The sequence below is a fragment of the Nocardioides pinisoli genome (assembly GCF_024199985.1).
Lineage (GTDB): Bacteria > Actinomycetota > Actinomycetes > Propionibacteriales > Nocardioidaceae > Nocardioides > Nocardioides pinisoli.
The window spans coordinates 50,163-64,907 of the sequence record NZ_JANARS010000013.1 but is presented as its reverse complement, the minus strand read 5'-3'; the positions used below and the strand labels follow the sequence as shown (position 1 = coordinate 64,907).

At 73.3% G+C, this 14,745-nt stretch carries 12 protein-coding genes; 7 read left to right on the top strand and 5 right to left on the bottom strand.

Annotation, left to right across the window (positions count from 1 at the left end):
* The first annotated feature begins 115 nt into the window (after positions 1-115).
* Both NCI01_RS21000 and NCI01_RS20995 read left to right on the top strand, forming a co-directional pair.
* Complete coding sequence (locus NCI01_RS21000) at positions 116-2,800, top strand: bifunctional acetate--CoA ligase family protein/GNAT family N-acetyltransferase (protein WP_254183443.1); 2,685 nt, start codon at positions 116-118, stop codon at positions 2,798-2,800.
* A gap of 98 nt (positions 2,801-2,898) precedes the next feature.
* Complete coding sequence (locus NCI01_RS20995) at positions 2,899-3,495, top strand: hypothetical protein (RefSeq protein WP_254183442.1); 597 nt, start codon at positions 2,899-2,901, stop codon at positions 3,493-3,495.
* A gap of 44 nt (positions 3,496-3,539) precedes the next feature.
* Here NCI01_RS20995 and NCI01_RS20990 read toward each other — a convergent pair whose 3' ends face one another.
* Positions 3,540-4,547 (bottom strand): YhjD/YihY/BrkB family envelope integrity protein, encoded by a 1,008-nt coding sequence (locus tag NCI01_RS20990; RefSeq protein ID WP_254183441.1) that lies wholly within the window; start codon positions 4,545-4,547, stop codon positions 3,540-3,542.
* Between the two features lie 171 nt (positions 4,548-4,718).
* On the opposite strand from NCI01_RS20990, the gene NCI01_RS20985 reads away from it, so the two are divergent.
* Both NCI01_RS20985 and NCI01_RS20980 read left to right on the top strand, forming a co-directional pair.
* Positions 4,719-5,342, top strand: a complete 624-nt coding sequence (locus NCI01_RS20985) for a DUF1269 domain-containing protein (protein ID WP_254183440.1) — start codon at positions 4,719-4,721, stop codon at positions 5,340-5,342.
* 119 nt (positions 5,343-5,461) lie between these two features.
* Entirely contained in the window at positions 5,462-5,857 is a 396-nt protein-coding gene (locus NCI01_RS20980) for an SHOCT domain-containing protein (RefSeq protein ID WP_254183439.1), read from the top strand.
* Positions 5,858-5,917: 60 nt separating this feature from the next.
* Here the strand turns inward: NCI01_RS20980 and NCI01_RS20975 are convergent, their stop codons facing one another.
* A complete protein-coding gene (locus NCI01_RS20975) occupies positions 5,918-7,054 on the bottom strand; it encodes an aminopeptidase P family protein (protein ID WP_254183438.1) in 1,137 nt (378 codons plus the stop codon).
* 147 nt (positions 7,055-7,201) lie between these two features.
* Between NCI01_RS20975 and NCI01_RS20970 the strand changes: the two genes are divergently transcribed.
* Positions 7,202-8,734 carry an ATP-binding protein gene (locus tag NCI01_RS20970; protein WP_254183437.1) on the top strand — a complete coding sequence of 511 codons (1,533 nt, stop codon included), beginning with the start codon at positions 7,202-7,204 and terminating at the stop codon, positions 8,732-8,734.
* Here the strand turns inward: NCI01_RS20970 and NCI01_RS20965 are convergent.
* From NCI01_RS20965 to NCI01_RS20955, 3 genes are read right to left on the bottom strand one after another with little or no spacing between them, the layout of a single operon-like run.
* Positions 8,731-9,504: an MBL fold metallo-hydrolase gene (locus tag NCI01_RS20965; protein WP_254183436.1), complete on the bottom strand. Its 774-nt coding sequence runs from the start codon at positions 9,502-9,504 to the stop codon at positions 8,731-8,733. The two genes, NCI01_RS20970 and NCI01_RS20965, sit on opposite strands and share 4 nt — an antisense overlap.
* A 10-nt stretch (positions 9,505-9,514) precedes the next feature.
* Positions 9,515-10,861 carry a hypothetical protein gene (locus NCI01_RS20960; protein WP_254183435.1) on the bottom strand — a complete coding sequence of 449 codons (1,347 nt, stop codon included), beginning with the start codon at positions 10,859-10,861 and terminating at the stop codon, positions 9,515-9,517.
* A gap of 56 nt (positions 10,862-10,917) precedes the next feature.
* Positions 10,918-11,379: a hypothetical protein gene (locus NCI01_RS20955; protein WP_254183434.1), complete on the bottom strand. Its 462-nt coding sequence runs from the start codon at positions 11,377-11,379 to the stop codon at positions 10,918-10,920.
* Between the two features lie 142 nt (positions 11,380-11,521).
* On the opposite strand from NCI01_RS20955, the gene NCI01_RS20950 reads away from it, so the two are divergent.
* Together NCI01_RS20950 and NCI01_RS20945 are read left to right on the top strand one after the other, a co-directional pair.
* Positions 11,522-13,585 (top strand): phage holin family protein, encoded by a 2,064-nt coding sequence (locus tag NCI01_RS20950; protein ID WP_254183433.1) that lies wholly within the window; start codon positions 11,522-11,524, stop codon positions 13,583-13,585.
* Positions 13,582-14,679, top strand: a complete 1,098-nt coding sequence (locus tag NCI01_RS20945; protein ID WP_254183432.1) for an AI-2E family transporter — start codon at positions 13,582-13,584, stop codon at positions 14,677-14,679. Before NCI01_RS20950 ends, NCI01_RS20945 begins: the two co-directional genes overlap by 4 nt.
* Positions 14,680-14,745: the final 66 nt, after the last annotated feature.

Genomic DNA, 14,745 nt, shown 5'->3' with positions numbered 1-14,745 from the left:
CGCCGCGGGGCCTTCGTTCCCATTACCCCGTCACCCGCGCACCATGCCCCGCCCCGCCACCGCTTCGTCCCTCCGGACGCTGGCACGTCTGCGCCGGTTCTGGCACGTTGGGGACGTGACCGACCAGGCGGCCGCGGACCTCGCCCCGCGGGAGTGGAGCGCGGAGCCCGCGGACGTGCTGCTGGCCGACGGCACCGTGGCGGTGATCCGCACGCTGCGCGCGGACGACCGCGAGGCCGTGCTGGCGCTCCACGAGTCCGTGTCGGTGGACACGCTGCGCCTGCGCTTCTTCTCCCCCAGCCGCGAGGCCGGCCGGCTCTACGTCGACCACCTCTTCTCCCCTGGCAACTCCGCGTCGGCGGCCCTGGTCGCGCTGGTCCGCGGTCGCGTCGCCGGGCTGGCGACCGCCGAGCTGCTCTCCCCCGACAGCGCCGAGGTGGCCTTCCTGGTCGCCGACGAGGACCGCGGCCGGGGGCTGGGGAGCCTGCTGCTCGAGCACCTCGCCGCCCTCGGCCGCCGGCACGGGGTCAGCCGCTTCGTGGCGGAGGTGCTCGGCGACAACCACGGCATGCTCGGCGTCTTCCGCGCGGCCGGGTTCGCGGCCACCAGACGGACGATCGCCGGCGAGGTGGAGGTCGAGCTGCGCACCGATGCCTCGCGCGAGGCCGTGGAGGCCGCGGACCGGCGCGAGTGGCGCGCCGCCGCCCGGTCCCTGCGCCCGCTGCTCCACCCCACGAGCGTCGCCGTGGTCGGCGTACGTCGCTCGGCGGGCGGCTTCGGGCACGGTGTGCTGGCGGCGATCCGCAGCTCGCCCTACGCGGGTGCGCTGCACGTGGTCCACCCGGAGGCCGACGTCATCGACGGGCTCCGGACAGTCCGCAGGCTGGCCGACCTCGATGCCCCGGTCGACCTCGTCGTGGTCACGGTCCCGGCGGACGGGGTCGCCGACGTGCTGCGTGACGCGGCCGCCAACGGGGCCGGCGCAGCGGTGGTCGTCTCGTCGGGCTTCTCCGGCACCGGCAGCGACGAGCGGCGCAGCGAGCTGCTGGGCCTCGCCCGCGCGCACAGCCTCCGCCTGGTCGGCCCCAACTCGCAGGGCGTCCTGGCCAACGGCGACGGGCTCGACGCGACGTTGCTCCACGACGTGCCTGCGGTGGGGGGACTCGCCGTCGCGTCCCAGTCGGGCGGCATGGGCTTCGCCCTCCTCGACCTCGCCCGCGACGTCGGTCTCGGCGTGCAGGCCTTCGTCTCCCTCGGCGACAAGGTCGACGTGTCCAGCAACGACCTCCTGGCCGCCTGGATGGACGACGAGTCGGTCACTGCGGGTGCGCTCTACCTGGAGTCGTTCGGCAACGCGCTCAAGTTCGCCCGCACCGCTCGACGCTTCGCCGAGCACAAGCCGCTGCTGGCGGTCGTGGGCGGCCGGTCGCGGGCCCGTCAGGACCCGTCGGCCTCCTCGACCGTCGGGGTCGGGGTGGACGCGTTGCTCGACCAGTCGGGGGTGATCGCCTGCCGCACCGGCGCGGAGCTGACCGAGACCGCCCTGCTGCTCGTGGAGCAGCCGCTGCCGGCGGGGCTCCGGGTGTGCATCGTGTCCAACACCGGCGGCGTGGGCGCGCTCACCACGGACCGGGCCGACGGCCAGGGCATGCTCGTGACACCGACCTCCTACGGCCTCGGCGCCGCCGTGCGGGCCGCGGTCCCGGGCGCGGTCGACGTACGCAACCCGGTCGACCTCGGGGCCGACGTCACGCCGGCCGAGCTCACCGCGGCACTCCGCGCCGTGCTCGACGCGGGCGAGGCCGACGCCGTGCTGGTCGTCCTCGTGGCCAACCGGCTCACCGACCGGGCCGCGCTGTTCGACGCCGTCGCCCGGGCGCGACCCGCGGGCGCTGACGTGCCCCTGCTCCTGGTCACGCCCGGAGCGGCCTTCGACGCGGCGCGCGGGCTGCCGGGCGTCACCGTCTACCGCACGACCGACGCGGCGATCGGTGCGCTCGGTCGGGCGATGCGCTACGCCGCCTGGCGCCGCGTCCCGGCCGACCAACCAGAGGTGGAGCTCGGCACCCGCGGGGTCCACGCCCGCACGTGGGCCCGCTCACGGCTGGCGGCCCGCCGCGGCGAGCCGGAGTGGTTGGCGCCCTCCGCGCACGCCGAGCTGCTGGCTCCCTACGGCATCACCCTCGTCGGCCGGCTCGCGCGCGGGCCCGACGAGGCGGCGTCGGTGGCTGCCCAGATCGGCTACCCGGTCGCGGTGAAGGTGGCCGACCCGACCGTGCTCCACAAGTCGGACCGCGGGCTGGTGCGGATCGACCTGCGCAGCGGCGAGGACGTCGCCGACGCCGTACGACGCTTCGCCGACGAGCTCGGCCGCGAGGACGTCGACGTGCTGGTCCAGCCCCTCGTACTCGGACACCTCGCCTCCGTGGGCCTGGTGCGCGACCCGCAGCTCGGTCCCCTCGTGCGGGTCGCCAGCGGCGCAGGACCGGTGGGCGGCTGGGCCGAGGAGGTCCTGCTGCTGCCGCCGGTCGGGGTGGCGGACGCGGCGCGTGCGGTGCGGGCCCTCCGGCTCTGGCCCCAGCTTGTCGGCGACCACGGCCTCGAGGAGGTCGACCTCGCCCCGCTCGAGGCGCTGGTGACGTCGGTGGGCCGGTTGGCCGTCGACGTCCCCCACGTCGCCGACCTCACCCTCGAGCCGGTGGTCGTCAACGCCCACGGGCTCTTCTGCGTCGACGTCAAGCTCCGCATCGCCGAGCCACCCGAGCTCGACACCGGCATCCCCCGAAGGCTCCGGTCCTAGCGAGGTCCGCGAACCACCCGTCGCGGGTGGGGCACACCCGGCTCCCGGGGACGACCATCGAGGCGACCACCCGTCGTGCGGATCGAGGAGGAGCCGAGGTGCAGCCTGTTGCTGGAGGGGTCGACCGGACTCCACGGAGGGCGGCGCGACGCCGCCTCGCCGTCCTGACCGGCCTCGTCGTCGGACTGGCCGTCGTCCCGGGTTGCGGGTCGGACGACGACGCGGCGAACGAGCCCACGGCGGCCGAGTCGTGGGCCTCCGACCTGTGCTCGAGCGTCGGCGACTGGACCACCACGATGACGGACGCCCGATCGACCCTCAGCGAGCCGCGCGACCTGAGCGTCGACGAGGTCGAGGCGACGTTCACGGAGGTCCGCACGGCCACGTCCACGCTCATGACGGACCTCGGCGACCTGGGCGCACCCGACACCGAGGCCGGGGACGAGGCCGGGAAGCTGGTGTCGTCACTGTCGGAGGACCTGCAGGCGCAGGCCGCCGTCGTGGAGGACGCCTCGAGCGACCAGCCGCAGGGCATGGGTGAGCTCCTCGCCCGCGTCTCCAGCGTCACCGGTGCCGTGGCCCAGATGATCTCGGACACGCAGGCGACCGTCACCGACCTCGGCGCGCTCGACGGAGCCCAGGAGCTGGAGGACGCCTTCGCCGACACGGCGTGCTGCCAGGACCTCACGTCCTGAGGACCCGCTCCGCCCAACGGAGCCCGTCACGGCCGGGTCGTACGTCAGGGCCCGGCGCGACCGGAACGGCTGCGCCACCGGTCGAGCAGCACCCCGCCCGGGCCGACAGGGACTCCCGGCTCCCGCTCACCCCGCAGCCAGGTGCCGAACCACCCGCGGTCGACGGCGATCACCTGTCCGACCACGGCCGTGATGAGGACGCAGAAGGCCACGACGTAGAGCCACGCCAGATAGCTGAACGCGACCCCGATGGAGCCGTAGCGGTCGGCGCTGGCCTCCAGGGCGAGCGGCAGCCACACCGCCGATGCCGGTCGGACGACCAGCATCAGGCTCGCGAAGAGGACGGCCGCCGGCACCAGGAGCCGGGGCCGGACAGCGCCCGACAGCAGGAGCCACGGGACGAACGTGATGATGACGACGTCGCAGGCGAACGACACGACCCTCTCCCACACGGCTCCTGGCGGGACGGCGGCGGCGAACTGGCCCAGGGCCCGGACCACGAAGAGCGAGAGCGCCAACGCGACGACCACGGCCAACCACCGCCATGCCGACCGCATGCTGCTGCGCGGGCGCGGCAGCTGCCAGATGGCCGCGTAGGCGCGCGTCAGCGCCCGGGACAGGCTCGTGGCCGACGCCAGCACGATGAGTGCCCCCAGGAGGCCGAACCCGGTGCTCGCGGACGCCTCGACTGCCTGGTCGAGCACGGTCCGGGACTGCGCCGGCATGTCCACCGCGTCGGCGATCGTGTCCGGGTCCACGCTGCCCACCCAGCTGGCGAAGAGGATCAGGATGGGGAACACCGAGGTGAAGAACTGGGCCGCGATGGTCATCGAGCGGTCGAAGATCTCGATGCGCACGCAGCTCCCGGCGCTGTCGAGGAGGATCCGGCCCGGCCAGCCCGCGAGCAACCGCAGCAACGGCCGCTGCAGTCGCGGAGGCAGGCGATCGACGGCTTGGCGGGTGAGCTCCTCCGGCGACCACGTCGCGGGCACGTCGCCCTCCGGCGACAGGTCCGCCCCGGGGGTTGGGCTCCCGCCACCGACGTCGCTCATGCCTCGATGCCTACCGCAGGAAGAGCGCCGCAGCCTCACCTGACCCGGATGAGTCGTGTGCGCTGCGCGCGAGGACGGACCGCTCACCCGGACCGGGTGATCCGGGGCCCGCGCGCCGGCTGCCACCGTGACGGGCGGGCGCATCCGCGCCCTCACGAGCGAGGAGTGACCATGTCAGAGACGTCGAGCCCGGACACATCCGATGCGGGCGTCGTCGCCGGGATCAGCGACGGGGCCTACACCCTCGTGGTGGCCGACTTCGCGAACACCGAGTCGGCGATGCGCGCCTACGAGGACCTGCAGTCGGTGGAGGACGGTCGCACCGTCGCGATCGAGGGCGTCATCGTGGTGAGGCGCGACGAGGCCGGCGAGCTCGACATCCAGGAGGCGACTGACCACAGCACGCGTTCGGGCTTCCGGTGGGGCCTGGTCGGCGGCATCGCCCTCGGCGTCATCTTCCCGCCGTCCGTCCTGGGCAGCGCCGCGATGCTCGGCGGCGCGGGAGCGGTCACCGGCAAGCTCCGCCAGCGACACCACCGCGCCGAGCTGGCCGAGGCACTGGAGGACGCGATCGAGCCCGGCCACTCCGGCATCGTCGCCCTCGTCTCCGACCCCAGGGCGGTCAGGATCCGTACGGCGCTGGCCCAGGCGGACGCCATCGTCGAGCACGCCATCGACAAGGTCGCCGCCGAGGACATCAGGGCAGCGGCCGACGAGCAGGCAGCCGACGAGCAGGCCGACGATCAGGCGGTCGAGCAGGCCGACGATCGAGCGGTCGACAAGGACGAAGCCTGAGCCTGGTGAGCGGCCCGTTCCTCACCCGGAACGAGTGAGCAAACGCCCCAGGACCTCTGCCACGCTCGCAACGACCCTCGACCATGCGGCCTCGGGGGCGAGACCGAAAGGACGCGACCATGGACTCCATCACCTCAGACTTCTGGGACGTGCTGCTGTGGAGCTTCTGGTTCTTCATCTGGATCGCAGCGCTGATGGTGTGGTTCCGCTGCCTGGTCGACCTCTTCAGCGACGACTCGCTCAGCGGCTGGGGGAAGGCGGGGTGGGCGATCGTCCTCATCCTCGTCCCGTGGCTCGGAGCCCTGATCTACGTGATCGCCCGTGGCCGGAGCATGACCCAGCGACAGCTCGCGTCGGCGGAGAAGATGAGAGCCGACCAGGAGCAGTACATCAAGCAGGTGGCGGGCACCGGCCCGACCCCGGCCGACCAGATCTCCAACGGCAAGGCGCTGCTCGACAAGGGCGCGATCACCCCTGCGGAGTTCGAGGCCCTGAAGGCGAAGGCGCTCGCCTGAGGACACCACGGGCCCGCGACCGGGCCCCGCGGCCCGGTCGACGACCTTCTCTTCGAGCACCTACTCGACGACGCGCAGGTGGTGGTCGGAGTCGTTGAGCCGACGGCCTGCCTCGTCCGTGACGGTGACGATGTCCTCGATCCGGACCCCGAAGTCACCCGGGAGGTAGACGCCGGGCTCCACGGAGAAGCACATGCCGGGGAGCATCGGCTGCTCCTCCCCCTCGATCATGTAGGGCGGCTCGTGCGTGGTGGTGCCGATACCGTGCCCGGTGCGGTGGATGAACCGGTCGCCGAGCCCCGCCTCGGTGATCACCGCCCGGGCCGCCCGGTCGACCTCCTGGCAGGCGACGCCCGGTCGTACGGCGTCGACACCCGCCTGCTGCGCCAGGCGTACGACCTCGTGCACCTCGCGGACCCGCGCGGAGGGCTCCCCCACCGAGACCGTCCGGCTGGTGTCGGAACCGTAGCCGTGCATGAGCCCACCGAAGTCGAGCACGACGGCGTCACCCGGCTCGATCGTGCGGTCACCCGCCTCGTGGTGAGGGTTGGCGCCGTTGGGACCGGACCCGACCACCGTGAAGTCGACCTGCTCGTGACCCGTCTCCCGCAGCAGCCGGGCGATGTCGGCGGCGACCTCCGTCTCGCGCCGGCCGGCGAACCGGAGGCCGAGGACCTGCTCGTAGACGGCGTCCGCAGCGGCACCCGCGGCGCTCAGCCGGGCGAGCTCGTCGGCGTCCTTGACGGCCCGCAGCATGGGCAGCGCCCGGGTGAGCGACCGGTAGGTGGAGCCGGGCAGGGCCTCCTGCAGCCCGAGCAGGTGCAGCGCCCACGCGGAGTCCGCGATCCCCATGGTCGCGTCCGCACGCACGAGGGCGCCCGCCCGCGCGAACGGGTCCTCGCCGTCGGCCCAGTCCTGGATCGCCAGTGCCGGCGCGCCCACGGCCGCCTCGGCGTCGGGACGCTCGAGGGTGGGCACCAGCAGCGTCGGCTCGCGGTCGGGCGTGAGGACCAGCACGGTCAGCCGCTCGGTGATCGCGGTGGGCCGGTAGCCGGTGAGCCACACCAGGTCGGGACCGGGCGTGACCAGCAGGCCGTCGAGCCCCGCCCCGACCGCGTCGGCCACCGCTCGGCGCATCCGTGCGGCGTAGTCGTCCGTCGTGAACGGTGCCGGTGCCGGCGTCCCCGTGGTCGTCATCCGTCCACGCTAGGCGGGCGTCGTACGACGACTCCTCACCCCCGGCGGGCGAGTGCGGCCCCGCTTCACCCGTTCAGTGGGAACCGCTGGTGACCGCCGGCCCGTAGGAAGGGAGGTCACCCCGCCCCCTTCACCTGGAGCGCGTCGATGTCAGAAGGACCTGCAGACCCGGCCGGACGACCCGAGCCTCCTCCCGCCTCGGTCGCGGAGCGGGTGGAGGACTACCGCAGGCTGCGTGACGAGCTGGAGCGGGCGGTCCTCCCCCTCGCCACGTCGCTCGACGGGCGTCGGTTCACCTTCCAGGCCTCGCTCCACGACCTCGCCCTCAGGGTCGGCGGCTACGTCGTCCTCGAGGCCGAGGGGCGTGCCTCCTTCGGGCAGGTCCTGGCCATGCGACCGGAGACGCTCTCCACGGGTGACCTCGACCTCGGGACGTCGGCCTCCGGCGTGCGCGTCCGCGCTGCGAGCGGCGAGGGGGTCGTCCTCGACCGGACGGACGCCTCGTTCCACGACGCCCGCGTCCGTCCTGCGACGCCCGGCGAGGTCGACGCCTGGTTCGCGCGGGCGCGACCGGTCCGTTCCGTGCTCCCGATCGGCGAGCTGCTGCTCGCGGAGGGTGTCGCCGCCGGGCTCGACGCCGGTGGCTTCAACCGCCACACCTTCATGTGCGGGCAGTCGGGCTCGGGGAAGACGTACTCGCTGGGGCTCGTGCTCGAACGTCTCCTCGTGCACACGCGCCTGCGGATCGTCATCCTCGACCCCAACTCCGACTACGTGCACCTCGGGCACGTGCGCGACGGCACCGACCCCGACGTCGCTGCGCGCTACGCGCCTGCCGCCGCCGGCGTGTCCGTCTGGGAGGACGACGACGCGGCCGAGCACCCGCTGCGGCTCCAGTTCGCCGACGTCGACGCGGCGGCACGCGCCGCGGTCCTGGGGATCGATCCCGTCACGGACCGCGAGGAGCACGCCGCGCTGTCCGCATTGCTGGCCGCCGGCGACCGCGACCGGCCGTTGATCACCGGGCTCGACGCGCTGCTGGCCTCCGACGACCCTGAGGTACGACGCCTCGGCCTGCGGGCGGCCAACCTCGGGGTGCTCGACTGGTCCATCTGGAGCGGGGGTCGGTCCCGCTCGCTGGTGGACGAGCTGCGCGAGCCGACGTCGCGGTGCCTGGTCGTCGACCTGGGCTCGCTGGACAGCATCGACGAGCAGCGACTGGTCGCCGAGACGGTCCTCTCGACGCTCTGGCGGCACCGGGCCCGCCGCGAGCCGTGCCTGGTCGTGATCGACGAGGCCCACAACGTGTGTCCCAGCACCCCGAGGGACAAGGTCACGGCCCTCGCCACGGACTACGCGGCACGCATCGCCGCCGAGGGACGGAAGTTCGGCATCTACCTGCTGACGTCGACGCAGCGGCCGCAGAAGGTCCACGAGGAGGTGTTGTCGCAGTGCGACAACCTGCTCCTCATGCGGATGAACTCCGAGGGCGACCTCGAGCACCTCCGCGAGACGTTCTCCTTCGTCCCGTCCGGGCTCATCGAGAGGGCGACCACCTTCGGCCTCGGTGAGGCGCTCGTGGCCGGCACCTTCTTCCCCCACCCGACCTACGTGCGGTTCGGGTCGCGGACCTCCCGTGAGGGTGGCGCCGACATCCCGACCACGTGGGCGACCAGCTAGGGGTCCAGCACCACCGATGCGCCGACGTCGACGACGAGGGCCCGGCAGGACGGTGCCTCACGGGCCACGGCCTCCTCGAACCGGGGTCCGGCGGCATCCATCCAGCCGCGCGGGAACATCCGCCCGGCCGGCACGTGGAGCGTCCTCCAGTGCACGGGAAGCGCCCAGCGCGCGCCGGTCAGGCGACAGGCGGTCGCCGCCTGGGACGGACCCATGTGCCCCGGGGACAGCCTCGGCCCCCATCCACCGATCGGCAGCACCGCCACGTCCACCGGGGCTCCGGCGAGCTCGGACAGGCGCTCCATCTCCGGGTAGAGGTCGGTGTCGCCCGCCAGCCACACGACCCCTGAGGGTCCCCGCACGAGGTGCCCGTTGGCGGCGTTCGGCCGGTGCGGCATGGGCCGGGACTCGTGCACGGCCGGCACGAGCCGGACGGTCACGTCACCGGAGCCACCGACGCCCACCCACTCGTCCTCGGCGAGCCCGCGTCCGGCCAGGCCCTTCCGGGTCACCCACGCAGCGTTGTCGACCGCGGTGAGCACCGGCACCTCCCCGAGCATCCGCAGCGAGGCGACCTCGGCATGGTCGTGGTGGAGGTGGGAGAGCAGGACGGCGTCCGCCCGCGACCACGCGTCTCCCTCGGGGTGCACGCCGCCGCGCCGTCGCAGGACCCCGTTGTGGCGCCTGAGCAGGGGGTCGGCCACCAGCCGGACGCCGTCGATGTCGAGCACGACGCTGGCGTGCCCCAGCCAGGTGAGCGCAATGGTCATGAGGGACGTCCTAGGCGTGGCGCCCCTCGTCCGTGGGCCGCGTCGGGGCCCGGTCGGGGTCGGGCGCCAGCACCTCGATGACCAGGAGGACCGCGGTGGTGACCAGCACGAACGCAAGCGCGGTGGCACCGGTCGGGTGGTCCTGGGCGAGGTACCCGAGAGCGGCCACGCCGACCACGGCGGCGCGGACCGGGCCCCGGTAGGTGGCCAGCGCGACCCCGAACCGCCCGGTGTCCAGGCCGGAGCGCGAGCGGAGTCCCCGCAGGCCGGCGACGCCCCTCGTCAACCCTCGTCGAGCGCTCGCACCCGACCCGTGGGGAGCGCTGAGCCACGCCACGACCGCCACGGTGAGGGCGATGACGAGGACGCCGCGCAGGGCGACGCGGATGAAGGACACGAGCTGGTCGTAGACCGCGCCCGCCGCTGCCGCGGAGCTGCTCGCGGGCAGGGCGTCGAGGTAGAACGGCCGGAGCACGTTGAGCGTCACGCCGAGCAGCAGCATGGATGCCGCGACGGCGAGGCCGGACGCCAGCAGCGTCCGCCGGCGATCACGGGCGACGAGCACCGCGATGCCGATGAGGAAGAGGCCCACGACCGGCAGCCAGGTGCTGAACTCGTCGAGCGCGCCGACCGCCGACTGCACCGTCGCGAGGTCGTCGGACTGGACGATGGCGAAGCTGGCCGAGACCTCCGGGATCCGCTCCGCGATGCCGAGCCCGGCGTCGACCAGCTGCTTCTTCACGGTGTTGATGAGGGTCGCCAGGTTGACGTTGACCGTCCCCCGGTCGATCACGACCGCCCCGCCCGGGTCGCCGTTGAGGGCGGCGACCAGCTCGTCGTGCGCCGTCCGGTTGGCCTCCACCCACGCCTGCTCGAAGGCGTCGGACTGCACGAGGGCCAGGACGCGGTCGCCGACGAAGTTCCGTACGCCCGTGGCGAGGGGACCCGACAGGGCCTCCAGCGTCCCGGCCGCCCTGTCGGGCAGCCCCCGGTCCTCCAGCGCGGTCACGACCTCGTCGACGGCCGCGTCGACGTCGAGGTAGGAGAAGATGACCTCCTCGATCCGCGCGGCCACGGCCTTCTGGACGTCGGGGTCCTTCGCCAGCGGGGCGACCGTCGCGAGGTACTGGTCCGTGTCCTGGATGTGGCCGTTGGACCAGGTGGCCAGGACCGACAGCGGCGCCACCACCGCAGCCAGCAGGATGAGCACGCCCGAGACGACGGGACGCCACCATCCCCGTCGCTCCCCCGCCGTGGACGCCTGCTGGGAGGCCTTGAGGTCCGCGACCTCGCGCCGCAGGCGTGCGAGCTCCTCCTCCGGTGACTCCGCGCCGACCGGCGCCTCGAAGCTGGTCATGCTCCACCGTGCGACCACCGCGCCGCCCCGGCGTCACCCGCATCGGGTGACCGGGTCTACGAGAGCCGCGCCGTCGGGGCGGTGCCGACCCGTCGTACGCGCTCCAGGACGGCGCCGGACGCGATGCACGCGTGGAGGAAACGGTCCAGCTCGGACGTCGTCAGCGTCACCCGCACGACCGTCAGCTGGGGCACCGGGTAGTGCGTGCACCGCAGGTGGCGCAGCAGGGGCCGACCGAGCTCGCCCGCCACCCTGACCTCGTACGTCGTGGCGCCGGTCCGCCGGGTGTCCTCCGCGCGGTGCACGCCGGTCACGGTGAGGCCCACCGTCCCGATGTCGTGCAGCAGGGCGTCCAGGTCCTGGGGGCGGGTGACGCGTCGACGCAGCGCCGTCTGGGCCGGAACGGTCCGGACGGTCATGTCCGGGTGGTCGGTCCGCAGCCAGTCGGGCGGGCAGCCGGTCAGCTGCACCTCGTAACGGAGCCCTGGCTGCCCCTCGCCGCCGGAGGGTTGGGTCATCCGCCCACAGTGAGCGCGACGGGCGATCTGCACGTCACCCTCGTCGGGTGAGGCCGATGTGTCGCGACCTCTCCATGCTGGCTACCGGAGCACCGTGAAGGGGCACGCCCATCCCGGCGAGGCCGGCTGACAGGAGCATCGAGTGACCTCGTCCCACCCGTCCCAGCCGGACGAGCACCCGAGCGCGCCCGCCGACCGTCGGTCCCGGGTCCGCGTCACCCTCGCCGACGTCCTGCGGCTGCTGGGCACGGGCTTCCTGACCTTCCTCTCGCTCCTGATCACCGCCGAGCTGCTGCCCGGGTTCACCTTCACGTCGTGGTGGCCGTTGGCGGTCGCCGCCGCCGTGGGCGGGGTGGTCGGGATGCTGGTACGACCCGTGCTGGCCCTCGTGTCCGCTGCCGTCGGGTGGGTCGCCGTCGCCGCCGCGGCGATCTTCGGGCAGGCCCTCATCATGCAGGCGGCCATCACGATCGTGCCCGGGGCGTCGTTCGACTCCTTCTGGACGGCGGTGGCCACCGCGTGGCTGACAGCGGCGATCGCGACCCTCCTCGCCTGGCTCGCCAGCGCGGGCACCGACGAGTCGATGACGGCCAGCCTGATGCGGATCCAGCCGGGCACGGTCAGCGACCCCGAGGTGGACGGCGTCCTGTTCATCCAGCTGGACGGCGTGTCCTTCCCGGTCATGCAGTGGGTGCTGCAGTCCGGCACGATGACGACCCCGCGGCGCTGGCTGGACACCGGCAGCCACGCGGTGCACGAGTGGGCCGTCCAGATGCCGTGCACGACCCCCGCCAGCCAGCAGGCGATCCTCCAGGGCAGCGCCGCCGGTGTCCCCGCGTTCCGCTGGTACGACCGCGAGGTCGGTCGGGTCCTGGTGGCCAACAGGCCGGCGGACGCGTCCGTCATCGAGGCACGGGCGAGCACGGGGATGGGCCTGCTCGCCGACGGCGGTGTGTCGGTGTCCAACCTCTTCACCGGCGACGCCCCGCGAGCCTGCATGACGATGAGCAGGCTCGAGGTCAGCCGGGGCTCCCGCCGCACCCGGCAGGTGTTCGCGCGGTTCGTGCTGCGTCCGGACGGGCTGGTGCGCAGCGTCTCGCGGACCGTCGCCGAGCTCGGCCGCGAGCGGTTCCAGGCCCGGCGCCAGCGCCGACTCGGCGTACACCCTCGCGTGCACCGCTCCTGGACGTTCGCCGGCCTGCGTGCCTTCAGCAACTGCCTGCTCCGCGACCTGAACACCACCGTGGTGGCCGAGGAGATGATGAACGGCACCCGCAGCATCTACGTGGACTACGTCGACTACGACGAGATCGGCCACCACGCCGGCGCCACCCGGATCGAGTCCCTCGCCGCCCTCAGCGGCCTCGACCAGGTCCTGACGGTGCTCGAGAAGGTCGCGGAGCGCGCGCCGCGGCGCTACCACATCGTCGTGCTGAGCGACCACGGCCAGTCCCAGGGCGAGCCGTTCGCGACGCGCCACGGCATCGAGCTCAGCGACCTGTGCCGGTCCCTCACCGACTCGACGACGACGGGCGTCGAGAGCAGCATCGAGGGCTGGGGACGCGTCGACTCGGTCATCGAGGACCTGGGCGGCACCCACACCAGCGGGATGACCAGCGCGGCGACCCGACGCGTGGACACCAAGCTCGGCGGGGACGACGTCGACGCCGGGGAGGCGGAGCTCGTCGTGCTGGGGAGCGGCAACCTCGGCCTGGTCTACGTGCCGGGAAAGCGGCGGTTGCTCATGGAGGAGATCGAGGAACGCTGGCCCAGGCTGCTGCCGGGGCTGCTGGCGCACCCGGGCGTCGGGTTCCTCAGCGTGCTCAGCGAGCGCGGGCCCCTCGCCCTGGGGCAGCACGGGCGTCGTCACCTCACGACCGGCGAGGTCGAGGGCGTCGACCCGCTCGCGGCGTTCGGTCCGCACGCCGCGTCGGTGCTGGAGACGGCCACCTTGATGCCCGAGGCCCCGGAGATCTACGTCAACAGCAGCTATGACCCGGTCACCATGGACGTGGCGGCGTTCGAGCCGCTGGTCGGCTGCCACGGCGGGCTCGGGGGCTGGCAGGACCGCGGCTTCGTGATGGCTCCCACGCACCTGTTCTCCCCGGACGGTCCGATCACCGGAGGTGACGAGCTGCACCAGCACCTGGTCGCCATGCTGGTCGCCCTCGGCCACCGGACCCAGCTCCAGAGGACGCCGTCGTGACCCTGCCCTCCGCCCGCACCACCACCATGCTCCTCGGCGCCGCGTCCGTCGTGGTGGTCCTGGCCGGGGTCAAGGCGGCGTCCGAGATCGTCTGGCCGGTCATGCTCGCCCTGGCGCTGACGGTGCTGCTCCACCCGCTGCGCAGGAGGCTCGAGCGGCGGGTCCCGGTCTGGCTGGCCTCGACCACCCTGCTGGTGACGGCAGTGGCGCTCCTGCTGTCACTGGCCCTGTCCGTGGGGCTCGCGATCGCTCGGCTCGCGCAGCTCGTCCCCTCCTACGCAAGCGAGTACGACGACCTGGGGGCGAACATCGAGAAGACGCTCGACGCGCTGGGCGTGGGAACCGAGCAGGTCGACGCGATGGCGGCCAAGGTCGACCCGCAGCGCATCGTCGACGTGGCGACGTCGTTGCTGTCCAACGTGGCGTCCCTCACCTCGAGCCTGTTCCTCATCGTGACCCTGCTGGTCTTCTTCGCCTTCGACGCCGCGAAGACCGATGGGCTGGTCAGGCTGGCGCGGGCGCACCGTCCCCAGCTCGTCGAGGCGCTGGAGTCCTTCGCTTCGGGCACTCGCAGCTACTTCGGTGTGTCCGCCGTCTTCGGGCTCATCGTCGCCGTCATCGACACGGCGGTCCTCTGGGTGCTCGGCGTGCCCGGAGCCTTCATCTGGGGCGTGCTCGCGTTCGTCACCAACTTCATCCCCAACATCGGCTTCGTCATCGGGATCATCCCCCCGGCCCTCATCGCGCTCCTCGAGGGCGGTCCGTCGCTGATGCTCTGGGTCATCGTCCTCTACGCCGCCGTGAACGTGGTCATCCAGTCCTTCATCCAGCCCCGGTTCGTCGGCGACGCGGTCGGGCTCTCGACCAGCCTGACCTTCCTGTCGCTGGTCTTCTGGACCTGGATCCTGGGTCCGATCGGCGCACTGCTCGCGGTGCCGTCGAGCCTGCTCGCCCGAGCGCTCCTCGTCGAGGCCGACGTGGCGCAGCGGTGGCGCCTGCCGCTCATCAGCGGGGCCCCGGAGGGGGCGTCGCGTGGTGACCGGTCCGGGCCACCGCCGGACGACGACGCGGCCCCGATCCAGGACGGTGCCTGACGCCACGACGTACGACGACAGGGGGCCGCCGCGTCACCGCCGTGCACCCCTTCGGGTCGGCCCGCC